The 21,661-nt window shown below is 71.6% G+C and carries 14 protein-coding genes, 5 tRNA genes and 1 other RNA gene; 5 read left to right on the top strand and 15 right to left on the bottom strand.

What is annotated here, in order from left to right; translation table 11 throughout:
- Position 1: 1 nt before the first annotated feature.
- Positions 2 to 1,894: a protein kinase gene (locus tag NR792_RS37200; RefSeq protein WP_375757448.1), complete on the top strand. Its 1,893-nt coding sequence runs from the start codon at positions 2 to 4 to the stop codon at positions 1,892 to 1,894.
- A gap of 3 nt (positions 1,895 to 1,897) precedes the next feature.
- On the opposite strand, the gene recR is transcribed toward NR792_RS37200, so the two are convergent.
- The 5 genes from recR to NR792_RS37225 form a co-directional block, all read right to left on the bottom strand.
- Positions 1,898 to 2,491, bottom strand: a complete 594-nt coding sequence (gene recR / locus NR792_RS37205; RefSeq protein ID WP_120527892.1) for a recombination mediator RecR — start codon at positions 2,489 to 2,491, stop codon at positions 1,898 to 1,900.
- 6 nt (positions 2,492 to 2,497) lie between these two features.
- Positions 2,498 to 2,815 (bottom strand): YbaB/EbfC family nucleoid-associated protein, encoded by a 318-nt coding sequence (locus NR792_RS37210; RefSeq protein WP_120551982.1) that lies wholly within the window; start codon positions 2,813 to 2,815, stop codon positions 2,498 to 2,500.
- A gap of 97 nt (positions 2,816 to 2,912) precedes the next feature.
- Positions 2,913 to 4,271, bottom strand: coding sequence for a DNA polymerase III subunit gamma/tau (locus NR792_RS37215; protein ID WP_375757449.1), 1,359 nt, complete (start codon positions 4,269 to 4,271; stop codon positions 2,913 to 2,915).
- Positions 4,272 to 4,659: 388 nt separating this feature from the next.
- Positions 4,660 to 5,871 (bottom strand): DNA polymerase III subunit gamma/tau, encoded by a 1,212-nt coding sequence (gene dnaX / locus NR792_RS37220; RefSeq protein WP_171421543.1) that lies wholly within the window; start codon positions 5,869 to 5,871, stop codon positions 4,660 to 4,662.
- 77 nt (positions 5,872 to 5,948) lie between these two features.
- Positions 5,949 to 7,487, bottom strand: coding sequence for a phytoene desaturase family protein (locus tag NR792_RS37225; RefSeq protein ID WP_375757450.1), 1,539 nt, complete (start codon positions 7,485 to 7,487; stop codon positions 5,949 to 5,951).
- A gap of 110 nt (positions 7,488 to 7,597) precedes the next feature.
- On the opposite strand from NR792_RS37225, the gene NR792_RS37230 reads away from it, so the two are divergent.
- A complete protein-coding gene (locus NR792_RS37230) occupies positions 7,598 to 9,067 on the top strand; it encodes a glycosyltransferase family 39 protein (protein WP_375757451.1) in 1,470 nt (489 codons plus the stop codon).
- An 83-nt stretch (positions 9,068 to 9,150) separates the two neighbouring features.
- Here NR792_RS37230 and ffs read toward each other — a convergent pair.
- The 9 genes from ffs to NR792_RS37275 form a co-directional block, all read right to left on the bottom strand.
- An RNA gene (ffs, locus tag NR792_RS37235) (signal recognition particle sRNA small type) lies at positions 9,151 to 9,243 on the bottom strand.
- A gap of 28 nt (positions 9,244 to 9,271) precedes the next feature.
- A tRNA-Ser gene (locus NR792_RS37240) sits at positions 9,272 to 9,358 on the bottom strand.
- Positions 9,359 to 9,371: 13 nt separating this feature from the next.
- Positions 9,372 to 9,458: transfer RNA gene (locus NR792_RS37245), tRNA-Ser, on the bottom strand.
- A gap of 7 nt (positions 9,459 to 9,465) precedes the next feature.
- Positions 9,466 to 9,933, bottom strand: coding sequence for a tRNA adenosine(34) deaminase TadA (gene tadA / locus NR792_RS37250; RefSeq protein ID WP_207051137.1), 468 nt, complete (start codon positions 9,931 to 9,933; stop codon positions 9,466 to 9,468).
- 25 nt (positions 9,934 to 9,958) lie between these two features.
- Positions 9,959 to 10,032, bottom strand: a tRNA-Arg gene (locus tag NR792_RS37255).
- 29 nt (positions 10,033 to 10,061) lie between these two features.
- Positions 10,062 to 10,151, bottom strand: a tRNA-Ser gene (locus NR792_RS37260).
- 42 nt (positions 10,152 to 10,193) lie between these two features.
- Positions 10,194 to 10,280 (bottom strand) — tRNA-Ser (locus NR792_RS37265).
- Positions 10,281 to 10,405: 125 nt separating this feature from the next.
- Positions 10,406 to 11,686: a serine--tRNA ligase gene (gene serS, locus NR792_RS37270; RefSeq protein ID WP_375757452.1), complete on the bottom strand. Its 1,281-nt coding sequence runs from the start codon at positions 11,684 to 11,686 to the stop codon at positions 10,406 to 10,408.
- Between the two features lie 157 nt (positions 11,687 to 11,843).
- Positions 11,844 to 16,868 (bottom strand): tetratricopeptide repeat protein, encoded by a 5,025-nt coding sequence (locus NR792_RS37275; protein WP_375757453.1) that lies wholly within the window; start codon positions 16,866 to 16,868, stop codon positions 11,844 to 11,846.
- 227 nt (positions 16,869 to 17,095) lie between these two features.
- Here NR792_RS37275 and NR792_RS37280 point away from each other — a divergent pair, with 227 nt between their 5' ends.
- The 3 genes from NR792_RS37280 (at position 17,096) to NR792_RS37290 (ending at position 20,161) form a co-directional block, all read left to right on the top strand.
- Entirely contained in the window at positions 17,096 to 18,409 is a 1,314-nt protein-coding gene (locus NR792_RS37280) for a protoporphyrinogen/coproporphyrinogen oxidase (RefSeq protein WP_375757454.1), read from the top strand.
- A gap of 78 nt (positions 18,410 to 18,487) precedes the next feature.
- A complete protein-coding gene (locus NR792_RS37285) occupies positions 18,488 to 19,198 on the top strand; it encodes a glycosyltransferase family 2 protein (RefSeq protein WP_375757455.1) in 711 nt (236 codons plus the stop codon).
- A gap of 15 nt (positions 19,199 to 19,213) precedes the next feature.
- Complete coding sequence (locus tag NR792_RS37290) at positions 19,214 to 20,161, top strand: polysaccharide deacetylase family protein (RefSeq protein ID WP_375757456.1); 948 nt, start codon at positions 19,214 to 19,216, stop codon at positions 20,159 to 20,161.
- On the opposite strand, the gene NR792_RS37295 is transcribed toward NR792_RS37290, so the two are convergent.
- Positions 20,162 to 21,592 (bottom strand): DUF2252 family protein, encoded by a 1,431-nt coding sequence (locus NR792_RS37295; RefSeq protein ID WP_375757457.1) that lies wholly within the window; start codon positions 21,590 to 21,592, stop codon positions 20,162 to 20,164.
- Positions 21,593 to 21,661 lie beyond the last annotated feature (69 nt).

A 21,661-nucleotide genomic window follows, 5' to 3' on the forward strand; every position in this document is an offset into this window, starting at 1 on the left:
GATGGCACAGCCCAACGTTCCCATTCCGGATCCCGCCGGGGCCTCGACCGCGCCCATCCTCCAGCCCTACGGGCAGTACGTCCTCGTGCGCAAGCTGGCCGAGGGCGGCATGGCGGAGATCTTCCTCGCCAAGCTGCTGGGCGCGGACGGCTTCGAGCGCAACGTGGTGCTCAAGCGGATGCTGCCGACGCTGTCCGCCATCCCCGACTTCGTGGAGATGTTCCGCGACGAGGCGCGGCTCGCGGCGAAGCTGTCGCATCCGCACATCGTGCAGATCCACGAGCTGGGCTTCACGGACGGCTGCTACTACATCTGCATGGAGTACCTCGCGGGCGAGGACTTCTCCACGACGCTGCGGCTCGCGGGCCGCCGCCGCCAGTACGTGCCGCTGCCGGTGGTGCTGCGGGTGCTCATCGACGCGGCGCGAGGGCTGCACTTCGCGCACACCTTCACCAACGAGCAGGGCCAGCCGCTGCACGTGGTGCACCGGGACGTGTCGCCGTCCAACCTGTACGTGACGTACCAGGGCCAGGTGAAGGTGCTGGACTTCGGCATCGCCAAGGCCGAGTCGCGCCTGGTGCAGACGCGCACCGGCGTGGTGAAGGGCAAGTACATCTACATGGCGCCGGAGCAGGCGCAGGGGAAGGAGGTCGACCACCGCGCGGACGTGTTCTCGCTGGGGGTCAGCCTCTACGAGGCCGTCACGCACGTGCGGCCCTTCTCCCGCGAGAACGACCTGGCGGTGCTCAACGCGCTCCTGCAGGGCGACTTCGAGAAGCCGCGCGCGCTCCGGGCGGACCTGCCGGAGGGCCTGGAGGCCATCATCCTCAAGGCCATGGCCTTCAAGCCGGAGGACCGGTACGCGACGGCGGAGGACTTCGCGGTCGCGCTGGAGACCTTCGCCTCGGATTTCCAGGGCGGGGCCGCGGGCGCTCCGGCGCTGGGCACGTTCCTGCGCCAGCACTTCGGCGAGGAGCGCGTCACGGAGAAGACGCGCATCCCCACGCTGGCCACGCTCACCGCCGCGCGTCCGACGGACCCCGAGTTCGCGGCGCTTGCTCCACCGGTGGCGGGCGCTGGCACGAACACGTACGGGCAGCAGGTGGCCCGTCCGAGCGCCACGGGCATGCGGGCGCTGACCACGCAGAACAGGTCCGCCCCCGCGCAGGTTCCCGCTCCGGAAGTCATCGCGAGCGCGCCTCCCACGAAGCCCGCGTCCCGGCGTTGGCTCGCGGGGGTGGTGGGCGGCGTGGGGCTGGTGCTCGCGGGCGCGGCGTTCGTCGTCGCGCGGCCCGGTGCCACCGCGGCGAACGTCACGCCTCCGGTCCAGGCGCAGCCGGTCGCCGCGCCCGTGGCGAATGGGACTCCTCCGGCGGCGGTTCAGGCCCCGGCGGTCGCGGCCCAGGGCTCGCAGGCCGTGGCCACGCCGACGCCCTCGGGGATGCAGGCCCAGGTCCCTGAAGGGACCCCACCCGGCAGCGTGCAGGGCGGTCCGCCGGGCGGCGAGGCGGTGGCGGCGTCCGTGACGGATTCGCCCCACGTGGATGAGGGGACGGAGGAGACGTCCCCTCGCAAGGCGGGGACGAAGCCGGCGGTGAAGGGGCGCGTGTCGCTGGGCATCGAGGACATCCAGCGCGTGGTGTCCAACGGCCGCTCGAAGATCACCGGCTGCTTCGAGCGCTACAAGTCCGACCTGCCGTCCGCCGCGGGCGAGGTGCAGGTGCAGCTCACCATCGTGTCCTCCGGCAAGGTGCGCGCGGGCACTCGCGGGCCGCTGGCCTCCACGGCCGTGGGCCGCTGCCTGGAGACGCAGGCCCAGAGCCTGCGCTTCCCGGCGCACCGCGACCAGGAAGTCACGGTGTTGATGCCGTTCTCGTGGAAGGTGACGCAGTAGCCGTCACAGGTCGCGACGGGCGGACAGCGCCTTGGCGAGCGTGGCCTGGTCCGCGAACTCCAGGTCGCCGCCCATGGGCAGGCCCTGGGCGATGCGCGTCACCCGCAGGCCCAGCGGCTTGAGCAGGCGCGTGAGGTAGAGCGCGGTGGCCTCGCCCTCGATGTCCGGGTTGGTGGCGAGGATGATCTCCTCCACCCGGCTGTCGTTGAGGCGCTCCAGCAGCTCCTTGATGCGCAGCTGCTCCGGGCCCACGCCTTCCAGCGGGGACAGCACGCCGTGCAGCACGTGGTAGCGGCCCTTGAACTCGCGGGTGCGCTCCAGCGCCATCAGGTCGGAGTACGTCTCCACGACGCACAGGGCGCGCTCGTCGCGGCGGTTGTCGCGACAGAAGCCGCACAGCTCCGAGTCGGTGAGGGAGAAACAGCGCACGCACAGGTGCACCTTCTCCTTCACCTCGCGGATGGCCTGCGAGAGGTCCACGGCGAACTCGCCCGGCGCCCGCAGGATGTGGAACGCGAGGCGCTGGGCGGTCTTCTCACCAATGCCCGGCAGCTTCGCGAGCTGGGCGACCAGGCGGTTCAGCGGATCGGGGGTCATCCGTCTTTAATTAATGCCGGGGATCTTCACGCCGCCGGAGATCTTCGCCAGCTCCGCGTTCATGTGCTGACGGCTGTTCGCCAGGGCAGCGTTCACGGCGGCGGTGATGAGGTCCTCGAGCATCCCGGGGTCGTTGGGGTCGATGGCGCTCTTGTCGATCTTGATGCTGCGGATCTCCTGCACGCAGTTGGCGACGACCGTCACGCGGCCCTCGCCGGACTTCGCCTCGACGGTCTCTTCCGCCAGCTGCTTCTTCCGCTCCTCGATCTTCTCGGTGAGCTTGTTCGCCTGCCGGATGAAGTAGTTCAGGTCGATGCCGGGCATGTGCTTCCTCGGTCCCCGGTCGTGGGAGCGCGGGCCGGCATGGCGCCGCTCGGAGCAGGGACGTTGCCGCGCACCCTAGCGGGGCCCGGCGGCGTTGTCAGTCGTCAGGAGCGGCCGGGACGTCCGGGAGGTTGGCCGGTGGCCGCTCGGGCTCGTAGACCTGGATGTGCTCGATTTCGCCGCCCAGCATCTTGAGGATGGCCCGCACGGACGCGTGCGAGCGCACCTTGCCCTCGGTGGTCTTCTCGTGGGTGGCGCGGCTCTGGGTGTCCTGCTCGGAGAGGCTCAGCCCCATGCCGCCCGGGAGGACGTCCTGGGTCTGGGGCACGTCCATGATGGTGAGCTTCACGGCCCGGCCGAAGTGCGAGGCCAGCGCCGCGTCCACGGCGGCCTTGCCCGCGGGGGCCGTCACGGCGGCCTTGTGGAAGGCGGCGGAGGGCGGATAGCCCAGGATGATTTCGCCCGCCTTCATGGACTGGAGGCGGCCGTTGGCGAGCGCCGTGCCGTGGCGCACGGACGCGGCCTTCACGGTCTCCACGGCGGCGCGCCAGCGCTCGGGCAGGGGGCGGTTGGGGTTGTCGCGGCTGGTGGCGACGGGCGCCATCGCGGGCGGCGGTTCGGGCTCCGGCGGCTCCGGCTCCGCGGGGGCGGCTTCCGCGACGGGGATGCACTCGCCGGAGGCACAGCCCTCGGCGGAGCCCTCCTCCGGGAACATGCGCTCGTCCGCGTCCTCGTCGCCGAGCGGCGGAGGTTCGGGCGGAGCCACGGGCTCCGGCTTGCGCATGTTGGTGATGCGCACGGTGGGCCCGGGTTCGGGAGCGCGAGCGGCGGGCGTGGGCCCCGGGACTGGAGCCGCCGGGGGCTGGGCGCCGCCGTTGCGAAGGAAGGAGAGGGGACGCGCCGCGGACGGGGGCAGGTCGTCCATCACGACGGCCGGAGCCGGAGGGGCCTCCATCGCGGGGGCCGCGCCGCCGCCATTGCGCAGGAACGACAGCGGACGCGCGGCGGAGGGCGACAGGTCGTCCATCACCACCGGCGCGGGAGGCACGGCGGCGGGCGTCGGAACAGGGCCGCCCGCGGCGCCGCCATTGCGCAGGAAGGAGAGGGGGCGGGCCGCGGAGGGGGACAGGCCCTCCATCAGCGCGGCGGGAGGCGTCCGCGTGGCCACGGCGGAAGCACCGGCCTGGGACGGCTCCGCTGCACGCGTGACGACCGTGGGCGGTGCGCCGTCATGCGCAGTGGGAGCACCGCGAGCCTCGAAGGACTGGGGCGCGGGAGTCGTACGCGCGGGAGTGTCCTGCGCTCCGAAGGGACGGGGACTGGCGCCCGCGTAGGCCGCGGGACCCTGGGCGTCACGGGAGTGCCCGTTGGGGGCCGGGTGCGCGGGCGCGCCCGCCGCGTCGAAGGGGCGAACGGTGGCGCCCGCGTGAGTGGACGGACCTCGTGCATCCGTCACTCGCGGCGAAGCGCCTGCGAGCGCGGACCCAGCCTGAGTCTCGAAGGGACGAGACGTCGCCCCCGCATGCGGGGAGGTGCCGTGCGGAGCAGACGTACCCGGCGTGGCTCCCGTACTCGCGGACGCATCCTGAGTGTCGAGCGCACGCGGCGTGGCACCCCCGTGTGCGGATGGGGCCTGTACGTCGGCCGTGCGCGGCATGCCTCCCGCGTGCACGGACGTGCCCTGCGCGTCGAGCGGACGCGGTGCGGCGCCCGCGTGCACGGACGTGCCCTGCGCGTCGAGCGGACGCGGTGCGGCGCCCGCGTGCGCGGACGCAGCTGGAGCTTCAGCAGGGCGCGGAGCGGTCACTACGGACGGGGCCGGCGCGCGGACTTCGGTCTGGACCTCAGACGCGAAAGTTCGCGGGACCGGAGCGACCTCCCGGCGCTCCGGACGTGCTCTTCGCGGCGCCTTCCGCGCCAAGTCCCGCGGACAGCCGCTCCACGCGGGCCAGCAGGTCGGGAATCGAACCGGCAGGGGACAGCTGGATGGCCTTGAGCAGCGCCATCTCCAGCGCCAGCCGGGGTTGCGCCGCTCGCGACACGTCCCAGATGCAGCCGTGCACGATGTCGAACAGCCGCGACAGCTGCGCGGTGTCCGCTTCCTTCGCCAGCGCCAGGAGCGCCTTCTGCTCGGACTCCGCCAGCTCCGCGGGCGCTTCACCCAGCGACTTCGTCACGAAGAGGTGCCGCAGCTGCAGCGCCAGCTCCTCCGCCAGCCGCTTCAGGTCCAGGCCCCGGTTGAACACCTCGTCCACCCGGCCCAGCACGCGCTTCGCGTCCTTACGGACCAGCGCCTCCGCGAAGTCCTGCACCACCGTGCGGTCGATGGCGCCCATCGCTTCCGCGACGGCCTCGTCCGTGGGGTTGGGACCGCACGACGCCAGAATCTGGTCCAGCAGGCTCAGCGCGTCGCGCATGCCGCCTTCGGACTGGCGCACCACCAGCGACAGCGACTGCTCGGAGATGCCCGCGCCTTCCGCCTGGCAGATCTCCTTCAGGCGCTGGAGCATCCGCGCCGCGGAGATGCGACGGAAGTTGTGGCGCTGGCAGCGCGACAGGATGGTGTCCGGGAGCTTGTGCGCCTCCGTCGTCGCGAAGATGAACTTCACGTGACCGGGCGGCTCCTCCAGCGTCTTCAGGAGCGCGTTGAACGCCGCCCCGGAGAGCATGTGGACTTCGTCGATGATGTAGATCTTGTGGCGGTCGCGCTGCGGCAGGTACTTCGCGTTCTCGCGAATCTCGCGGACGTTCTCGACGCCGTTGTTGGACGCACCGTCGATCTCCGCCACGTCCACGCTGGTGCCGGCGGTGATTTCCGTGCACGCCCGGCAGGTGCCGCACGGGGTCGCCGTGGGCCCCTGCTCACAGTTGAGCGCCTTGGCGAGCAGGCGGGCGGCCGTCGTCTTGCCCACCCCTCGAGGGCCACAGAACAGGTACGCATGCGCGACCCGGTCCATCTTGATGGCATTCCCGATGGTCCGGACCACGTGCTCCTGGCCGGTCATGTCATCGAACTTCTGCGGGCGCCATTTGCGGGCGAGGACGAGGTAGCTCATGGGGACAGTCATCTAAACACGGCGGGCCGAATGATCCATGGAACGTCCATTCCGCCCGCCGTGAACCGCACTCCGTGTCAGCGTCCGAGCGCCTGTAGCACCACGTTGGCCGCGTTGTGCCCCGCCGCCCCGATGACGCTGCCCGCCGGGTGGCAGCCCGCGCTGCAGAAGTAGAGCCCCTGCACCGGCGTCTCATAGGGCAGCCGGTCGGTGAACCCGCGCTTGTTGTCCACATGATGGATGTGGCCGCGGGTGATGCCGAAGTGGGACTCAATCTTGGGCGGCGTGAGCGCGAAGTACTCCTGCACCAGGTCGCTGGTGCCGGGCGCGAAGCGGTCGCAGATGGACAGGAGGTGCTTCACGTACCGCGCCTCCTCCTTCTCCCAGGTGGTGCCCTCCAGCTTCTCCGGCACCCACTCCACGAAGAGGGCGGAGTTGTGGTGCCCTTCCTCGTCCTTCAGGGTCGGGTCCACGGTGGTGTGCACGTACCACTCGATGGAGGGGAACTCCGCCAGCCGTCCCGCCTTCGCCTCCTTGTAGCCGTGCGCCAGCGCGCCCAGCACGTCGTCCTCCTGGGGCAGCAGGTGGATGGTGGGCCCGAACTGGCCCCGGTCCTCCGGCAGGCAGGTGAAGGTGGGCAGCGACTTGAGGCACAGGTTCACCTTCAGCGTGGTGCCCGGCGCGGACAGCCCGTCCACCATGCTCCGGTAATCCTTGTTCAGCGCCGCCGTGTCCACCAGCTTCAGCGTGCGGAAGGGGTCCGCGTTGGAGACCACGACCTTCGCGGACAGCTCCTCGCCGTTCTCCAGCACCACGCCCTTCACCACGCCGCTGTCCACGCGCACCGACGCCACCTTCGCGTTCGTGCGCAGCTGGGCGCCGTGCTTGCGCGCGAGCTGCGCGATGCGCTGGGTGACGGTGCCCATGCCGCCTTCGACAATCATCCACGTGCCGCCGCTGCCCGGCAGCCGGCAGAGGTTGTGCACCAGCAGGTTCATGCCCGTGCCCGGCGTGTCGTAGCCGCCGTCCAGGCCGGAGAACGCGTCGGTGACGGCGTACATCGCCTTCACGAAGTCGGACTTGTAGCCGAAGCGCTCCAGGTACTCGCGCGCCGTGCCGCGACACAGGTGGATGAAGTGCTGGCGCAGGGCAGGGCGCACGTAGCGCTCCGCCGTCTCCTCCAGCGGCCGGGGCGGCAGGAGCCACGCGGGCGCCAGGTCCTCGCGCAGCGCCCCCAGCTCCGCGTTCATCGCGACGTGGGCGTTCCAGTCCGCCTCGGAGAAGAACTCACGGAACTGCCGCTCCAGCTCCCGCTCATCCGAGCCGAAGAGCAGGTAGCGCTTGTCCATGGTGGGCAGGAAGTAGTGCGGGTCGCGGCGCTTGAGGGGCAGCTCCAGCTGGAGCTCCTGGAGCAGCTCCGGCGGCATCAGCCCCAGGAGGTACGCGCCCGTGGAGACCCCCAGCTTCGGGGCGGTGCGGAACGGGTACTCCGTCTTGCACGCGCCGCCCACCTGGTCCTTCTCCTCCAGCACGGTGACCGACAGGCCCCGGCGCGCGAGCATCGCCGCCGCGACAAGTCCGTTGTGGCCCGCGCCCACCACGATGACGTCTGGCATGGTCTTCCTCCTTGGGGGAAAAGGCCGTTCCTACCCGAGCCGCGGCCTCCCCGACAAACACCGCGCGTCTTGCGCAGGACGTCGGGTCCAGAAAGAGTCGCCTCCGCCACGTGAACGCCTCCATCCCCGACGCGCCCGAAGCCCCCGCCACCCCCCAGGCCCCGGTGGAACTCCCGGTGCCCGCCGTCCGGACGGAGCCGCCCGGACGCCTCCTCGCGCTGGGGCTCCTCGCGGTGGCGCTGGTGCCGTGCGTCCTCGCGGTGCGTCAGCTGGGGCGCATCCACCCGGATGAAGTGTTCCAGACGCTGGAGCCCGCGTACTGGCGCGTGCACGGCTACGGTGTGCTGGCCTGGGAATGGCGCGAGGGCCTGCGCAACTGGGCCGTCCCCGGCGTGCTGGCCGCCTTCCTCAAGGTGGCGCACGGCTTCGGCATCACCGACCCGCGCGTCTACCGGGGCGTGGTGGCGCTGCCCCAGCTCGCCCTCCACGCCTGGAGCCTGTGGGCCGTCCACCGCTTCGCCGGACGCCGCGCGGGCCCGTGGGGCGCGGCGCTCGCGGTGCTGCTCGTGGGGCTGAGCGCGCCGGTGCTCCTCTTCGCCGGACGCACCCTGTCGGAGTCCTTCTCCGCGTCCTTCCTCCTCGTGGCCATGGAGGCCCTGGACCGCCCGGACACCGGGCCCGACGCGCGGGTGCGTCGAGCCGGGCTCCTGGGCGGAGTGGCCCTGGGGCTCGCTGTGGTGACGCGCTATCCGTCCGCCCTCTTCGTGGTGGCCGCGCTCGGGTGGCTGGTGGCCGCCCGGCGGTGGCGCCTCTTCGCCTTCACCTGCGTGGGCGGCTCCGTCGTGGCGGCGGGCCTGGGCCTGCTCGACTGGGGCACCTGGGGCACGCCCTTCCACTCGTTCCGGGCCTACGTGGACTACAACGTCCTCTCCGGCAGGGCCGCCGAAGCGTTCGGCGCTTCCCCGCCGGGCTTCTACTGGGAGCCGCTGCTCCAGGCCGTGCCCCTCTGGGCCTGGGCCGCCGTGCCGCTGTCGCTGGTGCCCCTGGTCCGCTTCCGCGCGCTGTCCCTGCCGCTCACCTGCGCGGCCGTCTACACGGCCGTCCTCCTGACGACGCCGCACAAGGAGGAGCGCTTCCTCTACCCGGCGCTCGTGGTGGCGCTGCTCGCGGCCGCGTCCCAGCTGGCCGCGTCCATCGCCGCGCTGCCCCGGCCGGGCCTCCGGGGGGCGGGGGCGGTGCTCGCGCTGTCCCTGGGCTTCCTGCACGGCCAGGGCTTCCCGTCCAACGACCTCCGTGCGGACCAGTTCCGCGCCATCGTCCGGGCCACGCGGGGGGACGCGACGGGGCTGCTCATCGTCAACGAGGGGCTGTGGGGCTCCGGCGGCTTCTTCTACATCGGCCGGAACATCCCCTGGCGCACCTGCGACTGGCCCCGGGACGCGGCCTTCCAGGCCTCCATCCGCGACCGCGCCTTCAACCGCGCCGTCACCTTCGAGGGCCGGGCCCTGGAAGAGCTCCAGGCCGCGGGCTTCCGCGTCGTCCGCCAGGTGGGGCGAGAGACCATCCTCGCCCGGGACTGAAGCGGGAGCGGCCGGGCAGGGGAGGGCAGGCCCGCAAAGCCGAAGCGCCGGCATCCCCGGAGGGATGTCGGCGCTTGCGGTGAAACAGAACGGCCGGGACACACGCGGAAGTACGCTACCGTTGCTTCCTTCCGGACCTGGCGGGGTTCGCGCCCCCACGTTGTCCCGACCACAAAATCGCTGCTGCTACTTCGAAAATAACAACGGAGAGGGTGGGATTCGAACCCACGATACCCTTTCAGATATACACGCGTTCCAGGCGTGCGCCTTCAACCGCTCGGCCACCTCTCCAGAGACTTTGGAGCGGAGAGCGTAGGATTCGAACCTACGGTACCGTTGCCGGTACGCCTGATTTCGAGTCAGGTGCCTTCGACCACTCGGCCAGCTCTCCAGAATATTCAGTTTTCACGTCGCTTCGCGCGCAAGCGCTCGAAGAACGTCTTGAGAAGCTGGCGACTCTCTTCCGCCAGGATACCGCTTGTCACTTGAAGCCGGTGGTTGTGCCGGGGCTCTTCCACCAGGTTGTACAGCGAGCCGACCGCGCCCGCTTTCGGGTCCATTGTACCAAAGACGAGTCGGGTGACACGAGACTGCACCAGCGCACCGGCGCACATGGCACACGGTTCCAGCGTCACGTAGAGGGTCACCCCGGAGAGTCGCCACGCATCGCGTGCTTTCGCAGCGGCTGCGAGTGCAATCATTTCGGCGTGGGCGAAGGGGTTCCGGTCGCATTCGCGGCGGTTGTAGCCCGTGCCCACGACGTTTCCGTCCAGCACCGCAACCGCGCCAACCGGTACTTCCCCGAGTGAAGCTGCTTCCCGCGCGAGCTCAAGAGCCTGCTGCATGAAAGCGATGTCGTCACTCATGATGTGCGCGCCTGAAGAAGAAGTGCGCTCCCTGGAGGATTCGAACCTCCGGCCTTCGGATTCGTAGTCCGACGCTCTATCCAGCTGAGCTAAGGGAGCATTTCTTCCGGCTGCTGCTTTACATCAAGTGGCGGAGAGAGAGGGATTCGAACCCTCGATACCCTTTCGAGTATGCAGGTTTAGCAAACCTGTGCCTTCAGCCTCTCGGCCATCTCTCCAACTCTTCTCTGTCAAAGAACCACGAAACTCAAGCTCAAAATCGGAGGCGGTAGGATTCGAACCTACGGAAGGCTTTCACCTTCTGCGGTTTTCAAGACCGCTGCCTTCAACCGCTCGGCCACGCCTCCACAGCAGGTGCCGCCCGGTTCCCGGCGGGCCAACCGCGCCCGTGGGGCCGCCCTTCTACATCATTTCTTCCCTGTGGCAAGAGGGATGTTGGCCCCTTTTCACGTCCGGGGCCAGGAGCCCCTGACTACAGGGGGCGAAGTTCCTTCAGGCCCCCCATGTACGGCACCAACGCCTCCGGGATGGCGACGCTTCCGTCCTCCCGCTGGTAGTTCTCCAGGATGGCGATGCTCGTGCGCCCCACGGCCAGCCCGCTGCCGTTGAGGGTGTGCACCATCTGGGGCTTGTCCCCCTTCTGGGCGCGGAAGCGGATCTTCGCGCGGCGGGCCTGGAAGTCGCCGCAGTCCGAGCAGGACGAAATCTCGCGGTACGCGCCCTGGCCCGGCAGCCAGACCTCGATGTCGTAGGTCTTGCGCGCGCCGAAGCCCATGTCCCCGGTGCACAGCAGCATCACGCGGTGGTGCAGCCCCAGGCGGCGGAGGATGTCGCACGCGTCGTCCGTCATGGCCTCCAGCTCGTCCAGGCTCTTGTCCGGCTGGGAGAACTTCACGAGCTCCACCTTGTGGAACTGGTGCTGGCGGATGAGGCCGCGCGTGTCGCGTCCCGCGGCGCCGGCCTCCGCGCGGAAGCACGGGCTGAAGGCGCAGTAGCGGATGGGCAGCTGCTCCCCCTCCAGGATTTCGTCCGCGTGGTAGTTCGTCACGGGGACTTCCGAGGTGGGGATGAGGAAGCGCTCGGGGTCGCCGGACGTCTTGAAGGCGTCGTCCTCGAACTTGGGCAGCTGGCCGGTGCCCATCATCGTCTCGCGCAGCACGAGGTAGGGCGGGAGCAGCTCCGTGTAGCCCTTGGACGTGTGCACGTCGATCATGAACGTGACGAGCGCGCGCTCCAGCCGCGCGAGGGCGCCCTTGTAGAAGGTGAAGCGGCTGCCGGACACCTTCGCGGCGCGCTCGAAGTCGAGCATGCCCAGCGACTCGCCCAGCTCGAAGTGCTGCTTCGGCGTGAAGAGCAGGTTGGGCTTCTCACCCCAGGCCTTCACCTGGACGTTCTCGTCCGCGCTCGCGCCCACGGGGACGGACTCGTGGGGCACGTTGGGGATGACCAGCAGGATGCGGTTGAGCTCCTCCTCCACTTCCTTGAGGCGGGCCTCCTTCTCCTTGATCTCCTGGGAGACGCCGCGCAGGTCACCGCGCAGCTTCTCCATGGCGGCCGGGTCCTCCTTGGCCTTGCGCTTCATCTCCTCGTTGGCGGCGTTGCGGCGCGCGGCCAGCGCTTCCATGGAGACGTAGAGGTCGCGGCGCTCCAGGAAGAGCGCCTGGAAGGGGCCGAGGTCCAGGCTGCCGCCCCGCGTCTTGAGTCGGGCGACGACCGCATCGAAGTTCTGCGCAACGTTCCGGAGGTCCAGCATAGGGGCTCGCCTTGTAGTCACCCCGGGGTGGGCCGGCAAGGCTCACCGCGCGCCGGGTGCTCAGGGCCGGACGCCCCCAGGCCCCGGAGGCTGACCGGAAGGGGACCGCCGGTGGCCCGGGCGGGCCTGGGACGACGGCTCGCCCGGAAGGCCCGGCTCAGTGTTCGAGGTCGTAGATTTCGTCCTCGATGTCCTTCTTGTCCGCCGCGTCCGGCTTCTTCACCAGGTACTCCTTGAAGGCCGTGATGGCGTCCTTGCGCTTGTTGCGCTCCTTGTAGGCGAAGCCCAGGTAGTAGAAGGGCTGCGGGTTCTCCGGCTCGGCGGTGGTGGCCTTCTTGTACCAGTCGATGGCCTTCGCGTGCTGGGCCTGCTCCGTGTAGGCGCGCGCGACCTTGTAGTAGACGTACGTGAGCTTCGGATCCGCCTTGAGCGCCGCCTGGTAGCGGCGGACGGCGTCGTCCCAGCGCGCGGCGTTGAAGAGCACGTCACCCATGGCGCCCATCACCCGCGTGCGCTGCGGATCCGCCTTGAGGCTGGCCTCGAAGGAGGCGATGGCGCTGTCGAACTCGGCGCGCTCCAGGTAGGCGTGGCCCAGGGCCTCGTGCGCGTCCGCGTAGTTGGGGTCCAGCGTCACGGCGGCCTGCCACTGCTCGATGGCCTCCGGCAGCCGCTTCGCGTCGCGCAGGATGACGCCGTAGGCGTACTTGTAGTCCGCGCGCTTGGGGGCGCGGTCCACGGCGGTCTTCATGCTGTCGAGCGCCTGGGTGTACTCCGAGCGCTTCGCGCGCACGAGGCCCAGGTAGTAGAGCGCCTCGTGGTTGGACGGCTCGTTGCGCAGCGCGAGGCCCAGGTTGCTCTCCGCGCCGGCCAGGTCGCCCTTCTCCAGGAGCACCGCGCCCAGGGTGATGGGCGTGGTGGTGGAGCGGGGGTCCTCCGCCTTGGCCTTCTCCAACTCCGTCACGGCCTCGTCCAGCCGGTGCAGCCGCCAGAGCACGAGCCCGCGCTGCAGCCGGCCGTCCTTCAAGAGGTGCGGATCCAGCTCCAGGGCGCGGTTGGCCTCCGTCTCCGCGCGGGCCGCGTCGCCGTTGAGCAGCGACACGCGCGACAGGCCCAGGTGGGCGTCCGCGAGATTGGGGTCCAGCTGCACGGCGCGGTCGAACTCCTGCTGCGCGAGCAGGCTGTTGTTCTCCGCGAGCGCCAGCTCACCCAGGCCCGCGTGCACGCCGGCGTGCTCCGGCGCCTGCTGCGCGGCGGCCTCCAGGAGGGCGCGCGCGTCCGCGTTGCGGTGCTGCCGCAGGTACAGGCGGCCCAGGTACAGGCCCGCGTCCACCAGCTTCGCGTCGGCGGCGTTGGCGCGCTTGAAGTGCCCCTCCGCCTCCGTGGGCTTGTCGAGCGCGTCCTCGATGCGGCCGTAGAGGTACGCGATGCGCGCCTCGTTGGGGAAGCTCTTGCTGGCGGCCTCCACGGCGGTGAGCGCGTCCTGCATCTTGCCCGTCATCACCAGCGCGGTGATGTGGCCGTCCACGAACTCCAGGTTGCCGCTGTCCTCCGCCGCGAGCGAGGCGAAGAGCGGCAGCGCGCCGTCGTAGTCGCGCTGCGAGCGCAGCACCTGGGCGAGCTGGGCCTTGATGAAGGCGGAGTCCGGGTTGTCCTTGGCGGCCTCCTTCAGCTCGGCTTCCGCTTCCTTGGGCTTGAACTGCTGGAAGAGGGCCACGCCCTTGAGGCCGCGGGCGCGGGCGCGCTCGGCGGGCCCCAGCGCGTCCTGGAGCTTCAGGGCGCTCTCCACGGCCTGGGCGCCCTGCTCGATGTTCGACTTGCGCACGAGCAGCTCCACCGCGGCCAGCTCCACCGCGGAGGCGGCGTGCTGCGGATCCGCGGCGAGCGCGTCCGCGTAGGCCTTGGCGGCTTCGTCCGCCTTGCCCTGCGCCTGGTACAGGTTGCCCAGCGCGTGGTGGGCCTTGGCGGACTTGGGGTCCTTCTCCAGCACCTTGGTCAGCGTGGCGACGGCGTTGCCGATGTCCTTCTGCTGCGCGTAGGCCTCCGCCAGGAGGAACGCGAGCTCCAGGTCGCCCTGGTTGTCCTCGCGGGTGGAGGCGTCCTGCAGGCGGGCCTGCACCTCCGCGCCCTTGCGGTTGGTGAGGGCGATGGCGGCGGCGGTCTTGAGGACCTCCACGTTCTTCTCACCCAAGAGCTCGATGGCCTCCATGTGCGTGTTGCAGGCGGTGAGGTCGGAGCGCTCGCCGTCCGCGTAGCGGCGCTGCAGGTAGGCGACGGACTGGCACCAGAGGGCGCGGACCTCGGGGTACTCCTTGGTGGCCAGCACCTGGGCGCTCTTCTTCCGCGCTTCCTTGTAGCTGGCGTAGGTGTCCGCCAGGAGGCCCTTGCGCGCCTCCTCGACGAGCTTCGCCTCCGAGGAGCCGGCGGACACGCGGGCCGGGAAGAACTTGTGGCGGCCGAAGGCGCCGTAGCGGCCGGCCTCGAAGCTGACTCCGGTGCCCAGCACGAGCACCGACACGCCCGCGGCGATGAGGGCGGGCAGGCGCTTCTTCCACTTGGCCTCGGCGGCGCTGCGGTCCACGACGGACACCGCGGCCATGCGGCCTTCGTAGAGCTGGCGCAGCCGCTCCATGCTGGCCTGGGGGTTGGCGGGATCCGCGGCGCCCGCCGTGTCCGGAGCCGGCGCGCCCGGGGTGGCCGCGAGGGGCACGGCCTTGGACGGGCCCTCCATCAGCCGCTGGATGGCGGCGGCGAAGACGGGCACCGTGCCGATGGCGGACCACGCCTCCGAGTCCGGCGACACGTCCTCGTTGCCCAGGAGCTGGCCGTCCTCGAGCATCTTGACGATGACGCCCTCCTCGAACGGGCCGAACATCTTCCCGGAGCGGCGGCGCACGTGGAAGCGCTTCACCGGCGCGCGGCCGCCGGCCTCCTTGCCGGCGCTGTCGTCGATGAAGCTGAGCATCTCCAGGCCGTCCGCGGGGCCTGCGGCGGGCGGGGGCGGCAGCGGCGCGGAGAGGTCCGCTTCCAGGTCATCCACGGGCGCGGCGGTGGGGTCGAACTCCAGCGCGTCCGGCAGACCCGTGGCGGCGGAGGCCGGGACGGGCGAGGGGTCGCCGAAGTCCACGTCGCCGAAGTCCGTCGCGGGGTTGATGCGCGCGGGCGCCGGAGGCGCGGCCGGGGCGGGGTCTCCGAAGTCCAGGGAGAAGTCCGGAGCGGGCGGCGCAGCCGGGGGCGGCGACGTGAAGTCCACGGCGAACGGATCATCCGTGGGCACGGGGGCCTGGCCGTACGCGGGGGCCGGCGGCTCCGCGAAGTCGAAGGACACGGGCGAGGGCGCGGCGGGGGACGGCAGGTCCGAGAAGTCCATCGCCTGGGGCGAGGCGGGCGAGGGCAGGTCGGAGTAGTCCAGGCCGGGCGCGGGCGGCAGGGCGAAGGGGTCCTCGCTCGCGGAGGGCAGCTCGCCCAGGTCGTAGGACGGCGCGCCCGCGGGCGGCGGGGGCAGGGCGAACGGGTCCGCGTCGGGGGCCGGGGCCGCGTAGGCGGACGGGGGCGGGAGGCCGAACGGATCCGCCTCGGGTTCGGCGGAGGGCGGGGCCAGGGCGAACGGATCCGCCTGCTGGGGCTCGCCGTAGCCGTAGGTCTGCGGATGGGCGCGCGCCGCCGCCGGGCCGTGGGCGTTGGACGGGTCGTTGATGTCGAAGGTGAAGGCGTCCTCGGGCGCGGCCTGCACGGGGGCGGGCAGGTTGCCGTCGTCCGCGAAGTCGAAGTCGGGCGTGCCGAAGTCGGTCTCGGGGGCGGGCGGGGCGGCGGCGATGGGGTCTTCGGAGAAGTCGAAGTCGCGCGCGGTGCTGGCGGGCTCGTTCGAGCCGTAGGCGACGGGCGCGGCGGGCTCGCGGTAGGCGTCGGTGGGGACGGGGATGGCGACGACGCGGGTCACGTCCTCGCGCGGCTCGGAGAAGTCGCTGGTGTCGAGCGAGGAGAACTCGCCGCTGCCCACCTCCGAGAAGTCGTCCTCCGCGGCCATGGGCGCGGGGGCCGGAGGCGCGGCGTCCATGTCGAAGTTGAACGAGTCGTCCGGAAGGGCCACCGGCGCGGCAGGGCCCGCGTCGAGCGAGATGGCCCGGGGCGCGGCCACGCCCGGCGAGGCGAACGCGGCGGGCGGGACTTCGTCGTCGAAGGAGAACGGATCCTCGGGCACGGGCGGCGCGGCGTTGCCCGGCAGCGGGATGGCGGCGGCGCGCGGGGCGGCGGTGCCGGGCAGCGGGATGGCGGAGCCGGCGCCCATCGGAATGGCGGCGGACTGGGGCGCGGCGGTGCCGGGGAGCGGGATGGCGGCGGCGCGCGGGGCGGCCGCACCGGGCAGCGGAATCGCGGAGGCGGACGGGCCCGCGCCCATCGGAATGGCGGCGGACTGCGGCGCGGCGGTGCCGGGGAGCGGAATCGCGGCGGACGCGGGAGCGCTGTTGCCCGGCAGCGGGATGGCGGCGGCGCGCGGCGCGGCCGTGCCCGGCAGCGGGATGGCCGGACCGGCACCCATCGGAATGGCGGCGGACGCGGGAGCCGCGGTACCCGGCAAGGGGATGGCGGCGGCCTGCGGCGCGGCGGTACCGGGGAGCGGAATCGCGGCGGCCTGCGGCGACGGAGCCGCGGCGCGAGGGGCGGCGGTGCCCGGGAGCGGAATCGCAGCCGACTGCGGCGCGGCGGTGCCGGGCAGCGGAATGGCGGCCGACTGGGGCGCGGCGGTGCCGGGCAGCGGAGTGGCGGCCGACTGGGGCGCGGCGGTTCCGGGCAGCGGAATGGCGGCCGACTGGGGCGCGGCGGTGCCCGGCAACGGAATGGCGGCGGACTGCGGCGCGGCCGTGCCCGGGAGCGGGATGGCGGCCTGCGGCGCGGCGGCGCGGGGCGCGGCGGTGCCAGGCAGCGGAATCGCGGCGGACTGCGGCGCGGCGGTGCCCGGCAGCGGAATCGCGGCGGCCTGCGGCGCGGCGGTGCCCGGCAGCGGAATGGCGGCGGGCTGCGGCGCGGCGGGGGGCGCGGCCTCGGGGGCTTCAGCGCCCGCGCCCTCGGCCTTGATGGGGAACGTGGTCTGGCACCGGGCGCACTTCAGCTTCGCGCCGCCGGGCGGGATCCGCCTGTCATCGATGTTGTAATTCGTCTGGCACGACGGGCAGGAGACTTTCATTGTTTTCCTTCGACGAGACCGGCTGGCGCGCGCACGCGCAATGACGGGGGCGGTGCGGTGGTCCGCGCGGCGCATGCAGGCTAGCAGAGCCGTTTCAAGCCCGGAAAGAACGCGCCCTCTGGGCGCACCGCCGTCACCCGGGCGGGCAGGAAGGCGGGCGCCCGGCAACACCAACAGTGTGCGTCCCTTTTCCAGGCGCCCTCCCGTGGTGGTAGACCCGGCGGGTCATGGATCCCATCGTCATCCTTGGAGCGGGCCTGGCGGGCCTGTCCACCGCGCACTTCCTCAAGCGCCCCTGGCGCCTCATCGAGAAGTCCGACCGGGTCGGAGGCCTCATCAAGACCGAGGTCATCGACGGGTGTTACTTCGACCCCACCGGCCACTGGCTCCACCTGCGCGACCCGGAGATCCAGGAGCTGGTCAACACGCTCTGGCTCCCGGACCAGCTGGTGCGCATCCAGCGCCGCGCCGCCGTGTTCTCGCGGGACACCTTCACCCGCTTCCCCTACCAGGTGAACACCCACGGGCTGCCGCCGGAGGTCGTCGCGGAGAACCTGGTCGGCTACGTGGAGGCCATCTACGGGGAGAAGGGCCGCGCGCTGCGCGAGCGCGACCCCGTGAACTTCGAGGAGTTCATCCTCCGCTACATGGGCGAGGGCTTCGCGAAGAACTTCATGCTGCCCTACAACCAGAAGCTCTGGACCGTGCACCCGCGTGAGATGTCCGCCGCGTGGGTCGGCCGGTTCGTGCCGCGCCCCACCCTCAAGGAGGTCGTGGACGGGGCGCTCGGCGCGGGCAGTGATCAGCTGGGCTACAACGCGTCGTTCCTCTACCCGCGCGAGGGCGGCATCGAGAGCCTGGCGCGCGCGATGAAGCAGCACCTGACGGGCGGCGAGCTGAGCGTGCGCACCGAGCCCGTCTCCATCGACTGGAAGGCGAAGCAGGTCGCGCTGTCGGACGGCCGCACCCTGCCGTACTCCGGGCTGGTGTCCTCCATCGCGCTGCCCCTGCTGGTGGACCTCATCGGGAAGGGCGCCTCCGGCGTGCCGGACGAGGTGCGCGCCGCGGCGAAGCGCCTGCGCGCCTTCATCGTCACGTACGTGTGCGTGGGGGCCCGGGGCGCCAACCGCCAGCCGTGGCACTGGATCTACCTGCCGGAGCCGGAGTTCCACTCGTACCGCATCGGGGCGCCGTCGGCGGTGTACGCGCCCCTGGCCCCGCCCGACACGGCCAGCTTCTCCGTGGAGTTCAGCCACCACGGCGAGCTGTCCGTGGCGGACGCGGAGAAGTACGCGGTGGAGGACCTGCTGCGCTCGCGGATGATCCACTCGGCGGACGACGTCCTCTTCACGAAGGGCCGGGAGATTCCCAACGCGTACGTCCTCTACGACGACGCCTACGGCCCCGCGATGGCGGAGGTGAACCGCTTCCTGGAGCACGCGGGCATCCTCACGGCGGGGCGCTACGGGAAGTGGGAGTACTCCTCCATGGAGGACGCCATCCTGGGCGGGCGGGCCTGCGCCCGGACGCTGAACGGCTGACGCAAGGAGTCGTCTCCTGTCGACGGTGGTCCGGGGCCGTGCTAGGCCCCGAGGCCTTCTCTTCGCATCTCCGGACCCATGGCCCTGCACCTCTCCGTCGTCATCCCCGTCTACAACGAGGAGTCCATCATCGCCCAGGCAGCCGAAGAGCTGCGTCAGGGGTTGGATGCTCGCGGGCTCGACTACGAAATCATCTTCGCGGAGAACGGCTCGCGCGACGCGACGCCGCGGCTCCTGGAGGAGATTTGCGCGAAGAACCCGCGCCTGCGCTGGTTCCACTCGGAGACGCCCAACTACGGCGTGGCGCTCAAGGCCGGCATCCTCAAGGCCCGGGGCACCTACGTGGTGTGCGACGAAATCGACCTGTGCGACCTGTCCTTCTACGACGCGGCGCTGCCCCGGCTGGAGCGCGGCGAGGCGGACATGGTCGTGGGCTCCAAGGCGGCCAAGGGCGCGAGCGACCAGCGTCCCCTCATCCGCCGCGCGGCCACGCGGGTGCACAACAAGCTGTTGCGCGTGGCGCTGGGCTTCCAGGGAACGGACACGCACGGCCTGAAGGCGTTCCGCCGGGAAGCGCTGCTGCCCGTCATCCAGAAGTGCGTGGTGGACATGGACGTGTTCGCCAGCGAGTTCGTCATCCGCGCGTGGCGCGAGGGGCTGAACGTCATGGAGATCCCCATCCAGCTCCATGAGAAGCGCCAGCCGTCCATCCATCTCTTCAAGCGCGTGCCCAACGTGCTCAAGAACGTGGGCAAGCTGTTCTACGTCATCCGCGTCCGCGGGACCTGAGCAGGGGAGCGCCTCATGACGGCAGCGCGACTGGCGTCCATCTCCGTCGACCTGGATTCGCTGCCGCACTACTGCCGGATCCACGGGCTGCCCGAGTCGCTGCTCGACGAGCGCGCCCGCACCCTGGTGCACCGCGTGGCGGTGCCGCGCTTCCTGGAGCTGTTCGCGCAGGTCGGCGTGCCCGGGACGTTCTTCGTCATCGGCGAGGACCTGGAGACGGACCCCGGCGCGGCGGACGGCATGCGGCGCGCCCACGCGGCGGGCGTGGAGGTGGCCAGCCACAGCCACGCCCATGACTACGCGCTCACCCGCCGGGGGCCGGACGCCATCGCGGAGGACCTGGCGCGGGCGGACGCGGCCATTCTGAAGGCCGTGGGTGTGCGCCCTTCGGGCTTTCGCGCCCCGGGCTACACGCTGAACGCGGACCTGTACGCGGCCACCGTGGCGCAGGGCTACCGGTACGGGTCGTCCGCGTTCCCGGCGGCCCCGTACTACGCGGCGAAGGCGGCGGTGATGGGGGCGCTGGCGGCGCTGGGGCGGCCGTCGCGCTCCGTGCTGGACACCCCGCGCGTGCTGCTGGCGCCGCGCGTGCCGTACCGGCCGGACCCCGCGCAGCCCTACCGGCGCGGTACGGGCGCCGTGCTGGAGCTGCCCATGACGGTGACGCCGGTGGTGCGCTTCCCGTTCATCGGCACGTTCGCCACGACGCTGCCTCGCGGCACGATGCGCGCCGCGTACCGCACGTGCCGGGCGGACGCCTTCTTCAACTTCGAGCTCCATGGGGTCGACGTGCTGGACGCCACGGACGGCATTCCGCCGGAGCTCGTGCGCCAGCAGCGCGACCTGCGCGTGAGCGCCACGAAGAAGGTGGAGCGGCTGCGCAGCATCTTCCAGTGGCTCAAGGACGACTTCGACGTCGTCACCCTGCGCGACGCGGCGGGGCAGCTGTCCGCGTCGCTCTGATCAACGCGCGGCCTTCAGGGCCTTCCAGTCCGCTTCCGCCTGATCCGCGTAGGCCTGCGCGAAGGCCACCAGCCGCTTCGTGGCCCCCTTCATGTCGCCGCCCACCCAGTCCTCCAGGCGCGCGGCCTGCGCCCGCGTGTTGCCGTGGGCCCGGGCCAGCACGACGCCCGCCTGCTCGAAGGTGGAGCGCAGGGACTTCTTCTTCCCGAGCACGGCGTCATCCAGCCTGGCCTTCTCCGGCTCCACCTCGCGCACGAGGAAGGCCCGGCCGCCCATGTCCACCGCGCCCGTGAGCGGGTTCACCGCGCCGCCCAGCTCCTCCTGCGCCTTCACCACGTCCGCGCCGCTCGCGGGCACCGGCGGCGACGTCACCCCGGAGGCGAGCAGCTCCTTCAGCTCCAGCAGCACGGGCGGCGCCTTCGGATCCTCCGCGCCCACGAGCACGTAGTCGCGCTCCAGGCCGTAGCTGCTGCCCCCCGCGTCCAGCCGCGCGGCCAGGTCCAGCACCTTCAGCGGGACCGCCACGCCCTCCGTGCCGTCCAGCGTCTTCTCGTACGACGCCAGCGCGGTCCGCACCGCCGCCTTCTTCTCCGCGTCCAGCGGCTTGAGCGTGTCCGACGAGAGGAAGCGCGGGCCCTTCGCACCGTCGAGCTTCACGTACCTGGACAGCAGGTCCTTCGCGGACGTGTCGCGCGCCTTCCCGATGAGGTCCTTCACCGCGCCGGAGGACTCCTTCTTGTCCAGGAAGGCCCCGGGGTTCGCGTCGCCGTCCGCCAGCAGCTCCAGCGTCTCGAAGTAGTTCTTCGCGAGCGCCTCCACCGCCTTGGCCTGCTCGCTGGAGGACAGGCCCGCCTCGCGCGCGGTGAGGACGGCGCTGGTGGCCAGGCGCGTGAGGTCCGCTTCCGGCGACGCCGTGCCCGTCTGGTCGAAGTCGTTGAGCCCCCACACCGCCTTGCCGTCCGGGCCCCGGAACGTGCCCAGGTTGCCCACGTGCGCGTCGCCCACCACCCGGATGTCCGGCGGCGGCCGGTCCGTCAGCCGTGCCTCCTGCGCGTAGGGGCCGCGCAGGTCCGCCTGGAACAGGGCGGGCATGGCGCGGAACATGGCGGAGGGGCTTTCGCGCATCTGCGCCAGCTTCTCCTTCAGGCGCGCGGGCGGCAGGTCCAGGCGCGCGTTGAAGTCGTTCACGAAGGCCACCGCCTGGGCGGGCTCTCGCTCCAGCCCGTGCGCCTGGGCCCGCTTGGGCGCCGGCGCGCTCACCGCCACGGTGTTGCCCGTCCGTGACGTGGCGGCCTGGGGCTGGAAGTCGCTGACGTGGGACGGCAGCCGCCCCGCCGAGGCCCCGGAGGCGAGCGTCAGCACCGTGGCGGCGACGGTGGAGCCGGGGGCGGACGTCCGGGAGGAGGGCGAGGCCTTGGAGGGGATGCGCATGGGGGTACCTTCCGGCGGATTATCGTCAGAAGGCGTTCGCGGGTTGTCCGGCCCACTCCCGGCGTGCGT

The sequence above is a fragment of the Corallococcus exercitus genome (assembly GCF_042231735.1).
GTDB classification, from domain to species: Bacteria; Myxococcota; Myxococcia; order Myxococcales; family Myxococcaceae; genus Corallococcus; species Corallococcus exercitus_B.

Bases quoted from the DNA above. Each gene is read 5' to 3' on its own strand.
- dnaX (WP_171421543.1), bottom strand. From the start codon at position 5,871: ATGAGCTACCTCGTCCTCGCCCGCAAATGGCGCCCGCAGAAGTTCGAT.
- NR792_RS37275 (WP_375757453.1), bottom strand. From the start codon at position 16,868: ATGAAAGTCTCCTGCCCGTCGTGCCAGACGAATTACAACATCGATGAC.
- recR (WP_120527892.1), bottom strand. From the start codon at position 2,491: ATGACCCCCGATCCGCTGAACCGCCTGGTCGCCCAGCTCGCGAAGCTG.
- serS (WP_375757452.1), bottom strand. From the start codon at position 11,686: ATGCTGGACCTCCGGAACGTTGCGCAGAACTTCGATGCGGTCGTCGCC.
- NR792_RS37290 (WP_375757456.1), top strand. From the start codon at position 19,214: ATGACGGCAGCGCGACTGGCGTCCATCTCCGTCGACCTGGATTCGCTG.
- NR792_RS37280 (WP_375757454.1), top strand. From the start codon at position 17,096: ATGGATCCCATCGTCATCCTTGGAGCGGGCCTGGCGGGCCTGTCCACC.
- NR792_RS37210 (WP_120551982.1), bottom strand. From the start codon at position 2,815: ATGCCCGGCATCGACCTGAACTACTTCATCCGGCAGGCGAACAAGCTC.
- NR792_RS37295 (WP_375757457.1), bottom strand. From the start codon at position 21,592: ATGCGCATCCCCTCCAAGGCCTCGCCCTCCTCCCGGACGTCCGCCCCC.
- NR792_RS37200 (WP_375757448.1), top strand. From the start codon at position 2: ATGGCACAGCCCAACGTTCCCATTCCGGATCCCGCCGGGGCCTCGACC.
- NR792_RS37225 (WP_375757450.1), bottom strand. From the start codon at position 7,487: ATGCCAGACGTCATCGTGGTGGGCGCGGGCCACAACGGACTTGTCGCG.
- tadA (WP_207051137.1), bottom strand. From the start codon at position 9,933: ATGAGTGACGACATCGCTTTCATGCAGCAGGCTCTTGAGCTCGCGCGG.
- NR792_RS37285 (WP_375757455.1), top strand. From the start codon at position 18,488: ATGGCCCTGCACCTCTCCGTCGTCATCCCCGTCTACAACGAGGAGTCC.